Annotated in this window: 14 protein-coding genes; 4 read left to right on the top strand and 10 right to left on the bottom strand. The window is 43.3% G+C overall.

Annotated features, from left to right (window positions below):
• Window positions 1-109: 109 nt before the first annotated feature.
• Entirely contained in the window at window positions 110-1,108 is a 999-nt protein-coding gene (locus AB5123_RS03010; RefSeq protein WP_337812512.1) for a glycoside hydrolase family 130 protein, read from the bottom strand.
• 605 nt (window positions 1,109-1,713) lie between these two features.
• Here AB5123_RS03010 and AB5123_RS03005 point away from each other — a divergent pair.
• Window positions 1,714-2,991, top strand: coding sequence for an aminotransferase class I/II-fold pyridoxal phosphate-dependent enzyme (locus AB5123_RS03005; protein ID WP_302413849.1), 1,278 nt, complete (start codon window positions 1,714-1,716; stop codon window positions 2,989-2,991).
• Between the two features lie 336 nt (window positions 2,992-3,327).
• Here the strand turns inward: AB5123_RS03005 and AB5123_RS03000 are convergent, their stop codons facing one another.
• The 5 genes from AB5123_RS03000 to AB5123_RS02980 form a co-directional block, all read right to left on the bottom strand.
• Window positions 3,328-4,191, bottom strand: a complete 864-nt coding sequence (locus AB5123_RS03000) for a carbohydrate ABC transporter permease (RefSeq protein ID WP_117896558.1) — start codon at window positions 4,189-4,191, stop codon at window positions 3,328-3,330.
• On the bottom strand, window positions 4,191-5,159 hold the full coding sequence (locus AB5123_RS02995; protein ID WP_022288679.1) for a carbohydrate ABC transporter permease: 969 nt from the start codon (window positions 5,157-5,159) through the stop codon (window positions 4,191-4,193). Before AB5123_RS02995 ends, AB5123_RS03000 begins: the two co-directional genes overlap by 1 nt.
• 73 nt (window positions 5,160-5,232) lie before the next feature.
• Window positions 5,233-6,600: an extracellular solute-binding protein gene (locus tag AB5123_RS02990; RefSeq protein WP_337812318.1), complete on the bottom strand. Its 1,368-nt coding sequence runs from the start codon at window positions 6,598-6,600 to the stop codon at window positions 5,233-5,235.
• Between the two features lie 399 nt (window positions 6,601-6,999).
• On the bottom strand, window positions 7,000-7,995 hold the full coding sequence (locus tag AB5123_RS02985; RefSeq protein ID WP_337812317.1) for a LacI family DNA-binding transcriptional regulator: 996 nt from the start codon (window positions 7,993-7,995) through the stop codon (window positions 7,000-7,002).
• 138 nt (window positions 7,996-8,133) lie between these two features.
• The gene (locus tag AB5123_RS02980; protein ID WP_038670282.1) at window positions 8,134-8,772 is read right to left on the bottom strand and encodes a hypothetical protein; all 639 of its coding nucleotides are present in this window, start codon (window positions 8,770-8,772) and stop codon (window positions 8,134-8,136) included.
• Between the two features lie 249 nt (window positions 8,773-9,021).
• Between AB5123_RS02980 and spoIVB the strand changes: the two genes are divergently transcribed.
• On the top strand, window positions 9,022-10,248 hold the full coding sequence (spoIVB, locus tag AB5123_RS02975; RefSeq protein WP_337812316.1) for a SpoIVB peptidase: 1,227 nt from the start codon (window positions 9,022-9,024) through the stop codon (window positions 10,246-10,248).
• 270 nt (window positions 10,249-10,518) lie between these two features.
• Entirely contained in the window at window positions 10,519-11,301 is a 783-nt protein-coding gene (spo0A, locus tag AB5123_RS02970; RefSeq protein WP_022288684.1) for a sporulation transcription factor Spo0A, read from the top strand.
• 249 nt (window positions 11,302-11,550) lie between these two features.
• Here spo0A and AB5123_RS02965 read toward each other — a convergent pair whose 3' ends face one another.
• Entirely contained in the window at window positions 11,551-12,966 is a 1,416-nt protein-coding gene (locus AB5123_RS02965; protein WP_278339761.1) for a sugar transferase, read from the bottom strand.
• A 281-nt stretch (window positions 12,967-13,247) separates the two neighbouring features.
• Between AB5123_RS02965 and metF the strand changes: the two genes are divergently transcribed.
• Window positions 13,248-14,102, top strand: a complete 855-nt coding sequence (gene metF, locus AB5123_RS02960) for a methylenetetrahydrofolate reductase [NAD(P)H] (protein WP_022288686.1) — start codon at window positions 13,248-13,250, stop codon at window positions 14,100-14,102.
• A gap of 271 nt (window positions 14,103-14,373) precedes the next feature.
• Here the strand turns inward: metF and AB5123_RS02955 are convergent, their stop codons facing one another.
• Genes AB5123_RS02955 through AB5123_RS02945 form a run of 3 tightly spaced genes read right to left on the bottom strand, consistent with a single transcriptional unit; the run spans window position 14,374 to window position 18,194 of the window.
• Window positions 14,374-15,648 carry an ABC transporter permease gene (locus AB5123_RS02955; protein ID WP_286961193.1) on the bottom strand — a complete coding sequence of 425 codons (1,275 nt, stop codon included), beginning with the start codon at window positions 15,646-15,648 and terminating at the stop codon, window positions 14,374-14,376.
• Between the two features lie 15 nt (window positions 15,649-15,663).
• The gene (locus tag AB5123_RS02950; protein ID WP_337812314.1) at window positions 15,664-17,511 is read right to left on the bottom strand and encodes a biotin/lipoyl-binding protein; all 1,848 of its coding nucleotides are present in this window, start codon (window positions 17,509-17,511) and stop codon (window positions 15,664-15,666) included.
• Entirely contained in the window at window positions 17,508-18,194 is a 687-nt protein-coding gene (locus tag AB5123_RS02945; protein WP_022288690.1) for an ABC transporter ATP-binding protein, read from the bottom strand. The genes AB5123_RS02950 and AB5123_RS02945 overlap by 4 nt, the downstream gene beginning before the upstream one ends.
• Between the last annotated feature and the right edge of the window lie 4 nt (window positions 18,195-18,198).

Genomic DNA, 18,198 nt, shown 5'->3' with positions numbered 1-18,198 from the left:
GTGATATATTAAAGCCCGTGGGCTTCCATATCGAGGGAATCCACGGGCTTTGTTGCGCTTTTTTTACAGCGCCTTTTGTAAACTATTCTGTTAGTCTATCAGATCGAAATTAGATAGAAGAATGGCTCTTTACATAGTCAACAACAGCGTCAACAGTTGTGTAAGCAAGACCTACGCAAGTGTCAGCACAGCCGTAGTAAATAGCAATTCTGCCTGTGTCAGCGTCGCAAAGTGTTGCGCATGGGAATGTTACGTTCTGAACGTCGCCTACGCACTCATAGATCTCTCTTGGGTTGATGAGATACTCGCCGCATCTGTACTTAACTTTCCATGGCTGATCCTTGTCAAGGATGCAAGCTGAGAAGCTGTATACAAAGCCGTTGCAAGACTCAAGAACACCGTGATAGAAGCAGAGCCAGCCCTCGTCTGTCTCTATTGGAATAGGACCTGCACCGATCTTCTTGGACTCCCAGCCCTTGAGAGGTCCCATAACGTGTCTGTGCTCGCCCCAGTACTTCATGTCAGGTGACTGTGAAATGTACATATCACCGAATGGTGTGTGACCTGAGTCAGAAGGTCTTGAGAACATTACATACTTGCCGTCGATCTTTCTTGGGAAGAGTACGCCGTTTCTGTTGAATGGGAGGAATGCGTTCTCGCACTGATAGAATGTCTTGAAATCATATGTATAGCCTACGCCGATAGTTGGCTTCCAGCCGTATGCGTTACACCATGTTACCCAATATCTGTCCTCGATGAAGCATACTCTTGGGTCATAGCCGTAGCCCCACTGATTTACTTCTTCTGTAGACTTTTCAGCCTGCTCGAACATAATTCTTGTTGGGTTGATGTTCCAGTGAATACCGTCCTCAGAGAAACCAGCATGGAGAGCCATGTTTCTTTCCTTATCGTCAACACGGAATACGCCTGCGAACTTGCCCTCAAAAGGAACTACCGCACTGTTGAAGATAGAGTTTGATGTAGGAAGAAGATTTCTAGGAATGATAGGGTTTCTGTTATCTCTCCAGATCACTTCATTGCAGTCAGCCGGCTTATCCTGCCAAGGCATATTTGGGATAGCCTGTCCGTTGATTACTTTAACGCTCATGTTAAAATCCACCTTTCATAATATAAAAAATACTGAGGCTGACCGTCAGGTCATGCCCTTGTTTTTATTCTTCCCCCGAATAGAAATGCGAAACTTTTCCCGCTTATTCAAGGCGATATCATTCGGCTTACCTTATCGGTAAAATGCCGCTGTTATTATTAAAACACACTTTCAGAAAAATTTCAAGCCCCTATTTTTGCTGAAAACGTTTAAAATTTATATGTAAACGTATTCTTCTTAAATTTAACATTTTATTAACAGTTTGCTTGGTTTCATATTTTTGCATCGCAATAAAAAACTGCGGTTTTCTGTATCTGCAGGCTCAGTTAGTTCTAACAAAACAAAAAAACGGATCATCAGCAAGCGTTTTGAATGTAAATTATAAAAGTTGCCCATAATGGTCATATTAGCATAAGCATATTCGTGCAAGTTTCTGATTTTTTGCAAGAATAGAAAAAAGCACTTGCAAAAACAGTGAAAAGGGTATACAATATAAGTAAGGATATCGGATACGTTCGGCAGAGTGCGGCGCAAGTCGGGATTTGCCGAATTGTTCTGTATAATAGTGTACTATAATTTATAATTTACAAGTGGAGGACATTGATATGAAACTAACAGAAATGTCTGCAGAGGAACTGGCATCATTCAAAGCAGAAGTCCAGAAAAAATATGACGATTTCAAGGCTCAGGGACTTTCGCTGAACATGGCAAGAGGAAAGCCGTCTGCTGAGCAGCTAGACCTGACAGAGGGTCTGCTCACAGCAGTAAAGAGCAGCGAGGATTGTTTCGCTGAGGACGGCACAGATTGCAGAAACTACGGCGGTCTTGACGGTCTGCCTGAGGCAAAGGCACTTTTTGCTCCTATGCTTGGCGTAACACCTGATGAACTTATCATTTGCGGAAACTCAAGCCTTAACATCATGTATGACACTATCGCAAAGTTCATGCTTTTCGGCACAGGCGACGGTGAAAAGCCTTGGAAGGACACAAAAGTAAAGTGGCTCTGCCCTGTTCCGGGATATGACAGACATTTTCTTATAACAGAAAAAATGGGCTTTGAGCTTGTAAACATTCCAATGGACAAAAACGGTCCTGACATGGATATGGTAGAAAAGCTCGTTGCTGAGGACGATACTATAAAGGGTATATGGTGTGTTCCAATGTATGCTAACCCTACAGGCACAACATACTCTGACGAGGTAGTAAAGCGTCTTGCAGCCATGAAGACAAAGGCTAAGGATTTCAAGATATTCTGGGATAACGCATATTGTATCCACCACCTTTCTGATACACCTGACACACTGCTCAACATTCTTGACGAGTGCGAAAAGGCAGGCAACCCTGACAGAGTTTATATGCTCGCATCAACATCAAAGGTAACATTCCCTGGTGCAGGCGTTGCAATGATAGCTTCATCTGAAAAGAACATCAAGTACCTCAAATCTATGATGACAGTTCAGACTATCGGCTATGACAAGATAAATCAGCTCCGCCACGTTAAGTTCTTCGGCACATACGAGAATCTTATGGAGCATATGAAGAAGCACAGAGCTATAATCGAGCCTAAGTTCAAGATAGTTCTTGACACTCTCGAAAAGGAGATAGCACCTCTGGGAATCGGAAGCTGGGAGAAGCCAAACGGCGGTTACTTTATAAGCTTCAACGCTCTTAACGGCTGTGCAAAGAGAATTTGTCAGCTTTGCAAAGAGGCAGGCGTAGTCCTCACAGGTGCAGGTGCGACATACCCTTACGGAAAGGACCCTGATGATTCAAACATCAGAATTGCTCCTACATTCCCGCCTGAGAACGAGCTTAAAATTGCAGCCGACGTGTTCGCTACAGCAGTTAAGCTTGCAAGTGCAGAAAAGCTTCTTGCAGAATAATTCAACAAAGTCAAGATAACAATACTCTCTATATAAAAAAAGCGATGACCTTGCAAAAGGCTCATCGCTTTTTTGTTTGCCTATAAAGCAAAAGCGGTATCGACCTCCTAAAAGGTCATACCGCCTGCTATGGTAAGGAAATTAAAGGCAACACCGCACAAGGCACGCCTGTCGGCTTTGCACGCAATCTGCTTGCAGATTTTCCGTCATATAGCACAGAAATTTCTTGACATACGTCAGTATGCCTGCAAAATTTCTGCACTATCTGACAAAAAATCTGACTGCGCATCTTACGCACAATCCTTGTGCGGTGCTGCCTTAAAATAGAAATAAAGCTTATTCTTTTACAGCTCCCGAAACAAGTCCGCTGTAGATGTACTTTTGCAGTAAGAGGAATATAATAAGAGTCGGAATGATACAAATTACGATTCCCGCAAAAACTACCTCCCACTGTACAGAAGTGGCGTTCATAAGATTGTAAAGCACAGTTGAGATAACAACGTGGTCATCATCAGGCATATAAAGCTTTGGAGTGTAGAAATCGTTGTAGATACCAACGAACTTGATGATAAGCACTGTTGCTATTGCAGGCTTAAGGTTAGGGAGAATTATGCTGAAATAAACCCTTGGATAAGAAGCGCCGTCCATAATAGCACTTTCGTCCAGGGAATATGATATCTGCCCCAAAAACTGAATGAAAATATAGATAGAAATAATATCAGTACCGATATTCAAAATGATAGGTGCAAGCATAGATCTGTAAAGACCAAGCTTGTAAACTATCTGGAATACCGTTACCTGCATTGTGATATTAGGCAGAAGCGTTGCAATAAGGAACGCTGTCTTTACTACTCTTGAAAAATAGGTGTTGAAACGCTGAACGACATAAGCCGTCATCGTACCTGTTATTATCGAACCAACGCAGGATACAACAATGATTATAGCCGTGTTTTTGAATGCAAGAAGAATGTTCTGCGTAAAAAACGCTGTCTTGAAGTTCTCCCACTGAGGCACTTCCGGAAGAGTGAACACCGTGGTGTTTGAAAGCTCTTTGTAGGTTTTCAGCGAGCCTATGAGCACAACAAGTATCGGTACTATTACTATAAGACAGCAGAGTATAAGAAAAGCATACTTGAAAATGTTCAGTACCCTTGAGCCAATATAAAGCGGCTTTGAATCTTTGTTTTCATTCTGTGCCATTATTTCACAGCCCCCTTTCTGCTCCTTTTGTTCTCCTTAGGGGTCTTGTCGTCCTCACGGAAGAAGTATTTTTGTATAAACGTTACGATTATCGTTATGATAAGCAGCACGATACCCATTGCCGAAGCAAGACCCACCTTTTTCAGCGAGAACGCTGTGTTGATAGTCTTGATAACGAATGTGGTAGTGCCCATCATGCCCTTTGTTGTGATATATGGTATCTCGAATACTGAGATAGCACCCTTTACAGCAAGGATAAGCTGCAATGAGATGATAGGCTTTATGCTCGGGAATACGATATATCTGAAATTCTGCCATGGGTTAGCACCGTCAAGGTCAGCAGCCTCGTAAAGGTCAGGGCTGATAGACTGGATAGCACCGATATACATGATGATATCAAAGCCTATGTATTTCCATATGGAAATGAACACCAAGCAGCAGTTTGCAAGAAACGGCCTGTCAACATCGAACCACAGTATCGGGTCAAGGCCCAGTGTGGTAAGGATAGTGTTGAGCGTTCCGTCAGGGGTAAGACCCTTTTGACCTTTGAGGAAAAATCTTTGGAATATGATAGATACCGCAACGCCGTTCATAAGATAAGGGAAGAAAAGTATTCCCTTGAAAAGTCCCTTTGCTCTTATCTTTGAGCAGAGGATAGACGCCAGCAGCAAAGCCAGTGCCTGCTGAATGAATGAACCAACAAGATAATAAAGGCTGTTCTTGAAAGTTTCAAGATAGTCCTTGTCGGTGAATATCGTTACATAATTTGAAAAGCCTGCATATGTAGGGTTAGTGCCGTATGGATCTCTGTTCTGAAAACTGAATATGACCATATCCAGAGCAGGGATAAAGGTAAACGTTACAAGCAGGATTATCGGCAGTGCAAGAAACAGTATAGAAGTATAGAACTTTTTACCCGCATAAGTCTTTGACCACTGTGCAATGCCTTTTCTATTGCCGTTTTGCATTTGAGGTCCTCCTGAACACAATTATCAGGCACAGGAACAATGCCTGTACCTGATAAGGGATTTATCTTAAGTCTTAGCCGAGAACTTTATCTCTTGCAGCAGCCCACTTCTTGTTTACATCAGCGATGATCTCGTTGAAACCGTCGTCGCCCTTGCCTGCGAATGCTGCCTCAGCAAGCTTGATCTTGAAGTTGTCCTCGTCGCCCTGCCATACGCCAACGCCTGACTCCTTGTCGATCTCGTCGAACTTACCAACGAGGTCATCCGGAGCAACAGCCTTTTCAAAGAATACAGCGTCCTTGAAGCCAGACAGCATGCTTGGAAGCTCCTTGTTCTGAACTGTTGAGATCATACCCTCCTGCTCAGAGAAACCTGAATCAGAGATGAACCACTCAACATATGCCTTTGCAAGATCCTGATTCTTGGAGTTTGCACTTACGCCGAGAGTATAGTCAGGACCTTCCTCTGCGTATACCTTTCCGTCAGCCGCTGTGACAGGAACAGGCATATAACCGATATCGTCAGGGTTCTCAGCCTGTTCCATGAACTGTGAAACTGCCCATGAACCCATTACCATTGTAGCGATCTTGCCCTCACCGAACCATACCTTTGATGATTCCCACTCTGTGTTAGCGTGGTCTTCTTCAAGAAGGTCAGGCTTTGAGAACAGATCATACATCAGCTTGTATACTTCATAATAGCCGTTGCCCTCTACAAAGAGGTCGCTCTTATCCTGAAGAAGCTTGTTTTCAGCTTCAGCACCGCCTGCTGCTGAAAGAACAAGGTTCTGCCACTGAGTAATAGTCCAGCTTGCGTCCTTGAAGTTTGTGTAGTAAGGGATAGCGTCTGTGTTATCCTTGATGAGCTGAAGATCTGCAAGGAACTCGTCAGGAGTCTTAGGAGTTTCTGTTATACCAGCCTGCTCCCATATCTTCTTGTTGTAAAGAACACCTGTAGCTGTTCCGCCTACTGCAAGTCCGTAAACATTGCCGTCAGCCGTCATCTTCTTGTCTGACCAGCGATATGTGTCCTTGAACTCGTCATAAGTTCCGAGAGATACGAAATATGTAGGAAGTTCCTCAAGCTTAAGGCTTGAAGGGATACAAAGAACATCGCCGTAATCATCTGTACCCATTCTTGTTGCTACATCTGTATCGTAGTCCTTGTATGCAGTGTATTCAACTGTGCAGTTGTAAGCTTCCTCAAACTTGTCTGTGAGAGCGTCGAGCTTGCCGTCCTCTTTTCTGTCAGTTCTGTTTGTAAGAACTTCCAGTTTTGCACCCTTTGCGTCGAATGAGTCTTTGATATCAGCCTGTGATACTTCAGGTGTAACAGCCTTGCTACTTGAATCTGCAGAGCTTCCGCAGCCTGTGAACGCACTCATTGTTCCCATTGACAAAACCAGTGCCATTGCACCGGCACATATCTTCTTTGCTTTCATACTTGATAACCTCCGAATTAGCTTAATTTTATTAAGTAAATTAATTTGTCTTTGACGACAATATTAAGTATACAGCCTAAATAAAATTAAGTCAATATCTTTTCAGAAATTAATATCTTTTTAATCTCAATTTTGTAAACAAACATAAACTTAAAGGCCTGAATTTTAGCAATATGCACAAAAAAGTGGCGACAGTCTTAACAAAGACTGTCGCCAAGATCAGACAACCGACACAACCAACGGGGTCATGTCGCAAACAATAGAAAATCATAGATTAGAAAGGTGCACTTAATAAGTACAGGTATATTATAACTTAAAATTACCTATTTGTCAATAGCAAAATAAAAAAAAATCAGCAACCGCCATGCTGATCCTTTTGTTATATTCGCTAATAAACACCTATATTCTCTTTACAGAGTCCTTTATAACGAGGTCGCCCTCGATAGTTCTTATCCTCGGCTTGCCGTCAGGTTCTTCCCTTCTATCCATAAGTGTCATTACCGCAAGGTCTGCCATATAATCTGCGTCAACGTTTATAGTCGTGATAGTCGGGTCTGAAACTTCGGAGATCAAATAGTTATCATATCCCACAATGGAAATATCCTCAGGCACGTTATATCCCATGCCACGGAGCTGTCTTATTGCACGGTAAGCCACCTCGTCGCAGTTGCATACGAAAGCCGTTGGCATATCGTCCTCAGGGAAAGTCATAGTGATAAAATCACGCTTGTAACGATCGTCGATACGCCACTTTTCGTTGACCTCATAGCCATGCTCTATCATAGCCTTTACATAGCCCATATATCTGTCAAAAATACTCGTTGTGGCAAATTTACTTCCTATGTATCCTATCTTCTTGTGACCCATTTTTATAAGATATGAAGTAAGCTTGTAGCCTCCGCTGTAGCCATTTGTCACAACAGCGTCCAAGTCTAAGGACGGCACATAATAATCAAGCAGTACAAGATCTTTCACATTGTCATTAAGAAGCTTTGCATAATTCTTTGAAAGCTGTCCCAGTGAAATAAGTGCTGAAACCTGCTTGTCCTCGATACAATGCGGGAGCATGAGCCTGTCCTCGTCCTCCTGATCTAAATTTTCCATTATGCAGAACATATTCTCTTTTTTGAGCCTTGTTACAAGAGCGTTATACAATGCCCAATAAAATGAACCGTTAGGATTGATGAATTTTGATGGGATAAGCACACCGATAGTATTTCCTCCCCTGTTCTGAGTGCTTTTAACGCCCACATAACCCATTTCGTCAGCGACCTGCTTTATCTTCTCTCTGAGAGCATCGCTAACTCCGCTTTTTCCTGCAAGGGCTTTTGACACAGTGACATTACTTGTGTCACAGGCTTTGGCTATATCTATAAGTGTAACTGCTTTCTTCAAAATTCTCACCGCTTTTTCTTCTTAATGAACTCCTTAAAATAAACTCTGATAACATTCTCATTCAATTATATCATTTTATGACATAAAGTCAATAGAATATTGCAAAATCTCACATTTACACAAAAACGCAGACCAAAATCAGTTGATAATGCTCTCAACAGGAGCGTTATCCCTCTCTCTTTGCAGTCTTTTTCGCTCAATGAGTTTTCTTATTATAGTGCAGATGAGCAGAGTCGCTGATATAACAGCAACGCCTATTATAGGATAAAATCTCCACATATATTCCTTATCCATATTCTGCAAAGACTGATCTACAGCCGAATTGCTCAGCTTGTCCTGTATCCTTTTTATAAGATATCCGCCCGCTTTAAGAAACGATATCATGCCCCCAAGGCTAAGTATAAAGGAAACGATATATTTTTTGAAAAACGCAAACAATATTCCTGCAAACATGACAACAACGCCTGCCGCCATTGCCCACAGCACCCACTTTGGCGGAACGGGCTCTATATACTTGCCCATGATGCCCACGATAGTTACACCGCCGTAGAAAAATCCCGAATACGCAAACGGCACTATCATAAGAAGCTTCAAAATAAGATAATAAACAGGCTCACCGTTTGGTTTTGTGCGTTTCGCCTTTTTCATCATCTTTTTCGCCGAACGGCTCTGCCTTTCTCTGGCTTCCTCACGCTCTCTCTGTTCTTCAAGCTCCTCTTCTTTTCTGAGCCTGTCCTGCTTTTCTTTCTGTGCTTTAAGTCTGTCTTTTTTTGACATAATGTACCTCTTTTATGTATTAAAATATTATCGTATCATAGTTTTCTCATCAGATATTTTATTATATCATAGTATGCCACGAAATTCAACACATACAAATGAAATTTTCTTCCTTTGCACTGTTAAGAAGGCAGAATAAAATTGAAAAAGGCTTTCCAAGACAAATAATACTTATGCCGACGGCTGAATTAAATTTCTCAGCAGGTCAACAATAAAAGCGAAAAGAAAAACAGAAAGGAACGTGAAAAAATGTCGTCATTTTTCAAAAAAACAGCCTGCGTCACAGGGATAATACTGCTGGGGCTGTTTGGTCTTATAGGATTTTATTCCACAACGCTCCCCGATTTCTACCTTGTTTCAAAGGGCAGCGAGCTTAGCGTGAACTCCTTTTTCACCATATCCTCAAAGCCCTGCGAAAGCAAGGTGACAGTGGCGGTGTCAGACGGTTCGTCAGGAGCATCACGATACACAAAAAATATGCTCATGCTTTTTGGGGCAGTGCCGGTCAAGGAGGTTGAATCAAAGACAATGGAAAGACCAATGCTTTATCCCTGTGGACAGCCATTCGGCATAAAGCTTCTCACAGAGGGCGTAATGGTAGTCGATCTGCAAAAGGTGGATTCTTCAAGCCCTGCCAAAGATTGCGGTATAAGAGAGGGCGATGTTATAGTATCTATCGACGGAGAAAAAGTCAAAAGCAACGCAGACGTTGCAAAGATAATAAGAAGCTCAAACGGTGAAGCCTGCTCAGTGCGCATAAAGCGTGGAAGCAATGACCTGACCTTCAAGCTATGCCCACGCCTTGAGAGCGGAAGCTATAAAGCGGGAATGTGGGTGCGTGACTCCTCCGCAGGCATAGGCACGCTCACATTCTATGACCCTGAAAACGGAACTTTCGGAGGTCTTGGTCACCCCGTATGCGACGCAGACACAAAAGAACCCCTCCCCCTCTCCGCAGGCACAGTTGGTGAAATAAACCTCACAGGCTTCAACAAGTCACGCTCAGGCTGTCCGGGACAGCTTTTAGGCGAGTTTGCAAACTCCGCCTCCACAGGTGATATCCTGAAAAACTGCGAAAGCGGCGTGTTCGGCACACTGAATGCAAATCCTTGCCCAAATGCAAAAGAGTTTCCTCTCGGCTTCCGTCAGGAGATACACCCCGGCAAAGCCAAAATACTCTCCTCTATTGACAATGACGGGCCAAAAGAATATGAGATATCTATCGAGCAGATAAATCTCTCAGATTCTGCCGAGCATGACCTTGTTATCAAAATAACTGACAAGACGCTTCTTGAAAAAACCGGGGGCATTTTGCAGGGCATGAGTGGCTCGCCTATCATTCAGGACGGAAGACTCGTGGGCGCAGTGACCCATGTTTTTATCGAGGACACCGCCAAAGGCTACGGTATCTTCGCTGACGAAATGTATTCAAAGACCTCAGAGTTTGCCGAAAGCACCATAGAAAACGCAGGTTAGCGACCTTTGCCGACCGCTGTCGATTTATGAAAAGGTTTTGCATAGAGAAAAATATCATCTGTAGTCGAACAATGCTTAATTATCTTGTTTTAGCATATTCATGCACTGATATTTGTACACTTTGCATTAATAAGTCGATAATTTGTTGACGATTTTTCTAAAAAACTATTGCATTTAACAAATAAATGTGTTATCATTTATCTTGTGAAAGGGAGTTAAAACAAACGCTCTCAAACAAAAATGACAGATTATACGACGGAGGAAATGACAATGACAAACAAGATCAAAATTCTTATTGGCGACGATTCGGCACAGTACGGGGTAGCATGTGCTTCCTCACTGAGAGCAATGGGCTTTTTCGTGATAACACGTCCCAAGGACGGACTTACTATCTATGACGCTATCAAAAATGAACAGCCGGACGTTGTTATCGCAGACGCAGTGATGCCGAGCCTTGACGCAATCGAACTTATCAGAAAGATACAGAACTCGTCCTATCAGAAACCGCTTTTTATAATCACAAGCGCCTATGAGAACTCATTTATAGAAACACAGGTCATGAACGCAGGAGCATCATATTTCATGCTCAAACCATTCGACATAAAGATACTTGGCGAGAGGATAAAGTCCATGCTTGATATCGACACCGATATATCCTCCGACTCAAGCTATACGAAAAACAAGCAGAGCATAAACCTTGAGATAATTGTCACAGACATAATCCATCAGATAGGCGTCCCTGCCCACATCAAGGGCTATCACTATCTCAGGGAAGCTATCATACAGTCCGTGAACGATAAGGAAATGCTTGAAAGCGTTACAAAGCTATTATATCCTGCAGTGGCAAAAAAATTCGCAACTACGCCCTCCAGAGTGGAAAGAGCCATACGCCATGCCATTGAGATAGCATGGGACAGAGGAGATATCGACACCCTCAACAGCTTCTTCGGCTACACAATAAACACAGGCAAGGGCAAGCCCACAAACAGCGAATTTATCGCACTTATCGCAGACAAAATAAGCCTTAAATTCAAGACCACCATGGCGGTCTAGGGGTCATAAGTCATATATGCAAAAAGAGCAGAACGCATTTTCACGTTCTGCTCTTTTGTTACTTGTTGATAAATGTAGGGGCGAACAGTGTTCGTCCGTCTTTGTTCGCCTGCTAAATTTGCAATAAGACAAACTTTTTCGCTTTGGGTGTGACGTTGCATTTCTGAACACAGGCGACCTCAGGTCGCCCCTACACACAAAATACAAAAAAGAGGGCGAAAATGATCCGCCCTCTGCATTTTCATATTATCACAGCTTTATCTCTTCGCTGTTCTTTTCGTCCTTGCTGTTGTCATGCTCTATCCTGTCACGGTGAGTTTCAAGAGGAGCTGAATCCTTTACGCCCTCAGTGGCTTCTGGTATAAAGCAGGTCTTTACCGTCATAAAGAATATTCTAAGATCAAGCATAAGCGACTGATGCTCTATGTACATAAGGTCAAGCTTCAGCTTGTCATAAGGCGTAGTGTTATACTTTCCCATTACCTGCGCATAGCCCGTAAGTCCAGCCTTGACTTTCAGCCTGTATTTGAACTCAGGCATTGTTTTTTCATACTTCTGCGCGATCTCAGGCCGCTCAGGTCTAGGTCCTACAAACGACATATCGCCCTTTAGTATGTTTATAAGCTGCGGAAGCTCGTCTATCCTTACTTTTCTTATAAACTTTCCTATAGGAGTGATACGGCTGTCATTTTTCTTTGCAAGGGTCGCACCGCTTTTCTTTTCAGCGTCAACTATCATGCTTCTGAACTTGTATACCTTGAACACCCTGCCCCCTGTTGTGAGCCTTTTCTGAGAATAAAGCACAGGACCGCCATCATAAGCCTTTATTGCAATAGCCGTCACTAGCATGAACGGCGAAGCGATAACAAGTGCTGCTGCTGACAACAAAATATCGAGCGTTCTTTTTATCGCACGCTGTTCCCAGCGCAAGCCGTCATTTCTCGCCAGCAAAAGGGGCGTATCGAAAAGGTGGAAATCCTCCGCACCCCTTACGATAATATCTGACAGCTTAGGGTTTATATAAGTCCTGATAGAATTTTCAAAAGTAAATTTCAAAAGCTTGTTTCTCAGGTCATTTGGGATATCCGATATTATAACAGCCTCGTGTTTTAATATCTCACGCTCGATATCCTCAAGACTCTCCTCACAGCTTATAGAAGCGCATATCCTGTATTTGTCATTTCTCACGCTCATTTTTGAAACAAGGTACTTAGCGTTCTTGTTTCCATAAACGATTATCATTCGCCGTGGAGGGTATACCGCCTGATATATCCAAGTGAAAACATAGCTCCACGCAAAGGCTATGGCCACCTGAATTACCGTCATAACAAGTATGGGCGCTATGTTGAGCCTGCCTCGTCCGATAAGAGAAACGAGTATAAATTCTATAAAATTCGCACCCAGCACACCCAGCACCTGCGAGCCAAAAAGCCCCGTGAATTTATCATATCCAAGACGGAAGCCGTTAAAGGTCTTTGCCATGGATATATAGAGCACCGCATAGATAGCCACCATAAGAATGTTACCATTATGCCAGAACGGGTCACGCATCGCCTTGTTGTAATAGTTGTTCCAAACCGTGTCGAAGCACTTCATAAAGGCACAGATTATAACAAGTGCGCTGAGATAGTTAAGTATCCTTTTGAACTGATCTCTGTTATTCAACAAAAAACCGCCTTTCTCTGCTGTTTTTGTTATCTGCTCAATGAGTAAAGTATAGCATACTTTTCGCCAATAATCAAGCATTACACACAATTTTCACCGATTGCCACCTTTTTTAGCCTGATTTTTCAAGATAATACCTGCATCTCCGTTAGATATAGTTTTAAACTATGGCAGACCATAAAATAAAAATTATTGATTTACTAGGAATTTTGTGTTATAATATACTTTGCAGAAAAATAAAAAATATATTTTTATATAGATAACAGGAAAGAGGAAAATAAATGAAGACCTGCGAGCTTTTCAAGAAAAAGACAACATTATCCTTTGAGGTGTTCCCACCAAAGAGTTCAACGCCTGTTGAGAGCATATACAGCACCATATCACAGCTCCAGCCACTTAATCCTGATTTTATCAGCGTAACATACGGAGCAGGCGGAAGCACGAACAATGCAACTATCGACATATGCTCGGCTATAAAAAATCACCACAAGATAGAGTCAGTGGCACATCTTCCATGCCTTTATCAGACAAAGGAACGAGTATTAGAGCAGCTTGAAGAGATGAAGTCTGCGAATATCGAGAACATACTTGCTTTGAGAGGTGACAGAAACCCTGATTTTGAGCCGGCAGGTGATTTTCACTACGCTTCCGACCTTGTATCTTTCATAAAAGAACACAGCGACATGAACGTGATAGGCGCATGCTATCCTGAATGTCACCCGGAGTGCGACAGCATAGTAGATGATATAAAGCACCTGAAGGATAAAGTAGACGCAGGCTGTTCACAGCTTATCACCCAGCTTTTCTTTGACAACAGCACATTTTACGATTTCAGAGAAAAAACAGCCATAGCAGGGATAAACGTGCCTATCGAAGCAGGAATAATGCCTGTGACCAACAAAAAGCAGATACTTAGAATGACAACTCTTTGTCATGCGACCCTGCCGAAGAAGTTTCTAAAGATAATGGACAAATACGAGAACGACCCAATAGCAATGAGAGATGCGGGCATAGCCTATGCGGTATCGCAAATAGTAGATCTCATCGCCAATGATGTAGACGGCATACACCTTTACACCATGAACAATCCATATATAGCAGAGAAAATATGTGAAGCGGTGAAGTCGCTTTTCTGATTTACACAAACGCAAGCAGGTGGAGAATTGATCTCCGCCTGCTTTTTTGTTTTCCGCACAGACCAACTGTAGGGTCGAACAGTGTTCGCCCGTTTCATTTTTTCACGATCCTACTGATTATTACATTGTATAAACACTGCACCCAAATGTAGGGGACGGCGCCCCCGACGTCCCCACATCGAAGCGTTAAGGTTTGATTTATCATAAAGCTGTGTAGGCAAACAAAAGCGGGTCAGAGCTTTACACTCCGACACCGCTTTATTATAGCTTATTATTCATATCTCAAAGCGTCGATAGGATTGAGCTTCGCCGCCTTTATGGACGGAATAAGTCCAAATACTATTCCAACTACCATTGAAAATACCACCGACACTACTATTGATGCCGAGGATATCGCCACAGGCACTTCCGCTACCTTCGCTATTACCTGCGAAAGCCCTATGCCCGTCAGCACACCGATTATTCCGCCTATGCTCGTAAGCACTGCCGCTTCTGTCAAAAACTGTGCAAGAATTCTCTTTTTCCTTGCTCCCAGTGCTTTTTTCAGTCCTATCTCTCTCGTTCTCTCTGTTACCGACACAAGCATAATGTTCATTACGCCTATACCGCCTACCAGCAGTGAGATGCTAGCTATCCATATAAGCATCTTATTAGTCGATGAACTCAGATCCTGCAATGACTTTGCCTGCTCCAGCAGGCTATCGCTCTTGTATTCCACAGAAGCGCTGGTTTCCTTGCCTCCGCCCTTTACAGCCGAAACGTTCTCGTTAAGAATATCCGCCGACTTTTTGCCCGCATTCGTCATCGAGTCCGTGTCCACAGCCTTTACGATACAGTTTTCTGGTTCGTCATAGCGGAAAACTATCCCCCAATCGTTTGTGGGGATAAAGACAAGTCCGCTTGATGTCTGATTGTATGTGTAGTAGTCTTCCACTGAGCTTATAACAGGCTCAAAGTTTGAATTTTTCACAGCCACGCCTATTACAGTGAACGGCTCGCCACTTATATCTATTACCTTTCCCACAGGGCTTTCACCCTGAAAAAGACCCTCTGCAAGCGTCTTGTCTACCACTGCCACTTTGTCAAATTTGGTAAAGTTTCTCTCCGCAAAGCCCTTTCCCTCAACTATCTCGTATCCAACAGTGTCAAAATAATCCTTGTCTACTCCGTATATAGTTGACGAATCCATTTTGTTGTTAAGATAAAACAGATTGTCAGGATTGTTTCTTGTGCGGTAAAAAGTGCTTGACTCCACCTCTTTAAGCTCGTTGATACGTTTTTTAGTGTCCGATGTGAACATTGCCACATTAGACGGTGGCGCTTCATAAGAAAAGTCGCAAACAGTGTCGCCATTTGAAAGCTGGATCTTCACAGTGTTGTTTCCTGCGCCGATAAGATTGTTCTTTATCTGCTCATTTGTACCCTTGATAGTGGAAACTATAGCAATGATAGCCGCAATACCGATAATGATACCAAGCATAGTAAGAAACGAGCGTATCTTATGTGAAAGTATTCCCTTAAATGAAAGTCTGATATTTTCTATCATATTATCCGCCCCCTTTTAATACTCAGGATAAAGGACTTTGTCGGTCTCCTTTGTCCTTACGCCCTCTTTGACGTCCTTGCCGTATGGGAAGCATATCTTATCTTTCATAGAAAGTCCGCCCTTGACCTCGATATTAGTGCCATACATTATCTTGCCTGTTTTTATGTAGCTTTTCACAAGTCTGCCGTCCTTGTCGGCTTTCATTATATAGTAGTTTCCGTTTTCCTGCCTTACATAATGTATAGGCAGATAAACGCTGTCACTGGTCGTGGTGTCATTCACAAATGAAACGCCTACCCAGTCGCCCACGTTGAAATCCGTGCTGTCGCTGAGCCTAGCTTCTATAGTGTAGGTGGAGCTGTTAGGATTGTCACCCCAGTTGTTTGACGAGTATGACGTAGGCTCGCTGCTTATCTTTGTTATCTCAGCGTCAATGCTCATTCCCGTGTTGTATGAGTTCACCATGACAGTGTTTCCCACAGCCGCTCTGTCAAGATTAAGCTCGCCCACACTAAAAGTAACGGAAACTCCGCCCTCGCCCTCGATTATTGCGAAAACGTCATCATCAGAGCTGTCACCACTGTAGTCCATGCTGCTGTCTGTAATGTCCATATCGTCTTTGTCGTCACCATCGTCCGAATTATCACCCTCTGCGGCAGCGTCGCCTACAGTGCCTATCTTTTTAACGACTCCGTCGATATTAGCCACTACCTTGCCGTCTGTCTTTTTCTTCAAAGCATCATTGTAGTCAAGCTTTGCAGACTTAAGGTTAAGCTTTAAGCTCTTTATCTCGTCCTCTTTTTCTGATATCATTTTCTTTATCTCTGCACGGCTGTGCATATAATCCTCAGAGCCTGAATTTGCACCGTCCGTCTGTGACGGGTCAGCAGGAGTGACATCTATGCCGGCGTCATTATCATCATAATCACCGTTATCAGGCATATCCGCATCACCGCCATTGTCGATATCATCAGTATCATCGCTATCGTCAGCACTGTCATCACTGCGGTCTGAGCCTGCAGGCACAACGATAGAGAACTTGCCGAACTGCTCCACAGAAGTGTCAAGAGAAAGCGTACCGCTTTCCTTGTCCTCAGTTATCCCCTGCGAAACTGTCCAGTCTGCAAGAGCCTTTTTGCCAATTGTTTCACGGTTGACTATCCACTTGTATATAAAGTTTGAGTTATCATCATAAACGCAAAGCTCCGCATAAGCCCCCGTTGTCTTTATCCTATCAAGAAACGCTCTGGATACCTTTGTGTTCCTGTTGCAGTTTATAATGTAAGGATCGTCCTTTGTGCCTGCATTTTTCGTCTGGAAAACAGCCTTTACAACATCCACAGTTTCCACAGGCTCAGGAGTTGGCTCTGGATCTGGAGTTGGCTCCGGGTCTGGTTCCGGCTCTGGTTCCGGCTCAGGCTCTGGATCGTCAGGCTCTTGCGGTGCGTCCTCAGAAGGCTTTAAAAGCTTGTATTTAGCAAGCTCCTTTTCAGCCATTTTGATGTTCTGTTCGCAGACCTTTACCTGATTTTCTTTCTGTGAAAGCTCCAGCTCCACCACCGTCATGTCATATTCAAGTATAGTGTCGCCCTTTTTCACAGTGTCGCCCTTTTTCACAAACACCTTTTTAACAAGCTTCTCGTTGTCAAGAGTAATTCTCTGAGCGTTGGCAGAAACTATCTGCCCGTCCATGTTCGTTGAGCTGTCCCACTCGTAACTATCCGCAGTTTCCGCCATAAGGTCAACAGGAACTACCGCCACAACAGTTTTCTTGTCCTGATTTTTCTTATATTTCATTGCTCCCGCATATCCGCCTCCGCCGAGGATAGCTATGCACAGGAGTGTTATTATTACCTTTTTCATTCCTGCTCACCTGCCTTTTCTCCATGAAGCTCGCCGTCACGGATATACATTATCCTCTTTGCACATCTTGCAATGTCAGGCTCGTGTGTTATCATAACGATAGTAACACCGTCGTCATTAAGTTCCTTGAAAAGCTCCATTACCTGATCGCCCGACTTTGTGTCAAGAGCGCCTGTGGGTTCGTCTGCAAGAAGAAGCTTTGGATTGTTGACTATCGCCCTTGCAATAGCCACCCTCTGCTTCTGACCGCCTGAAAGCTGAGTAGGCTTGAACATCATTCTCTGTGCAAGCCCCACCTTTTCAAGAGCCGCCTTTGCTCTCTGACGTCTTTCTCTTTTGCCTACCCCTGCATAGAGCAGCGGAAGCTCCACATTTTCAAGTGCTGATTGTCTAGGGAGCAGATTAAAGTTCTGAAATACAAAACCTATCTTCTTGTTTCTTATCTCCGAAAGCTTCCTATCCTTTGCCTGCATAATGTCACAGCCGTCAAAAACAAAGCTTCCCTTTGTCTGCTTGTCAAGACAGCCTATAATGTTCATGAGCGTAGACTTTCCCGAGCCTGACGGACCCATTATCGCCACATATTCCCCCTCTGAGACCTCAAGGGAAATATCCTTAAGCACAGGCACAGCTTCCTTGCCCTGCAAATAATCCTTGTAGATATTTTTCAGTTCAAATACCATTGCA

Source organism: Ruminococcus sp. RTP21204st1_B2_RTP21204_210225 (assembly GCF_040914135.1).
Classification (GTDB): domain Bacteria; phylum Bacillota; class Clostridia; order Oscillospirales; family Ruminococcaceae; genus Hominimerdicola; species Hominimerdicola aceti.
Note: the sequence above shows the minus strand (reverse complement) of the source record. Positions and strands in the feature narration are given on the sequence as shown.

Bases quoted from the DNA above. Each gene is read 5' to 3' on its own strand.
- AB5123_RS02980 (WP_038670282.1), bottom strand. From the start codon at position 8,772: ATGTCAAAAAAAGACAGACTTAAAGCACAGAAAGAAAAGCAGGACAGG.
- metF (WP_022288686.1), top strand. From the start codon at position 13,248: ATGAAGACCTGCGAGCTTTTCAAGAAAAAGACAACATTATCCTTTGAG.
- AB5123_RS02945 (WP_022288690.1), bottom strand. From the start codon at position 18,194: ATGGTATTTGAACTGAAAAATATCTACAAGGATTATTTGCAGGGCAAG.
- AB5123_RS02995 (WP_022288679.1), bottom strand. From the start codon at position 5,159: ATGCAAAACGGCAATAGAAAAGGCATTGCACAGTGGTCAAAGACTTAT.
- AB5123_RS02990 (WP_337812318.1), bottom strand. From the start codon at position 6,600: ATGAAAGCAAAGAAGATATGTGCCGGTGCAATGGCACTGGTTTTGTCA.
- AB5123_RS03000 (WP_117896558.1), bottom strand. From the start codon at position 4,191: ATGGCACAGAATGAAAACAAAGATTCAAAGCCGCTTTATATTGGCTCA.
- spoIVB (WP_337812316.1), top strand. From the start codon at position 9,022: ATGTCGTCATTTTTCAAAAAAACAGCCTGCGTCACAGGGATAATACTG.
- spo0A (WP_022288684.1), top strand. From the start codon at position 10,519: ATGACAAACAAGATCAAAATTCTTATTGGCGACGATTCGGCACAGTAC.
- AB5123_RS02950 (WP_337812314.1), bottom strand. From the start codon at position 17,511: ATGAAAAAGGTAATAATAACACTCCTGTGCATAGCTATCCTCGGCGGA.
- AB5123_RS02955 (WP_286961193.1), bottom strand. From the start codon at position 15,648: ATGATAGAAAATATCAGACTTTCATTTAAGGGAATACTTTCACATAAG.
- AB5123_RS03005 (WP_302413849.1), top strand. From the start codon at position 1,714: ATGAAACTAACAGAAATGTCTGCAGAGGAACTGGCATCATTCAAAGCA.
- AB5123_RS03010 (WP_337812512.1), bottom strand. From the start codon at position 1,108: ATGAGCGTTAAAGTAATCAACGGACAGGCTATCCCAAATATGCCTTGG.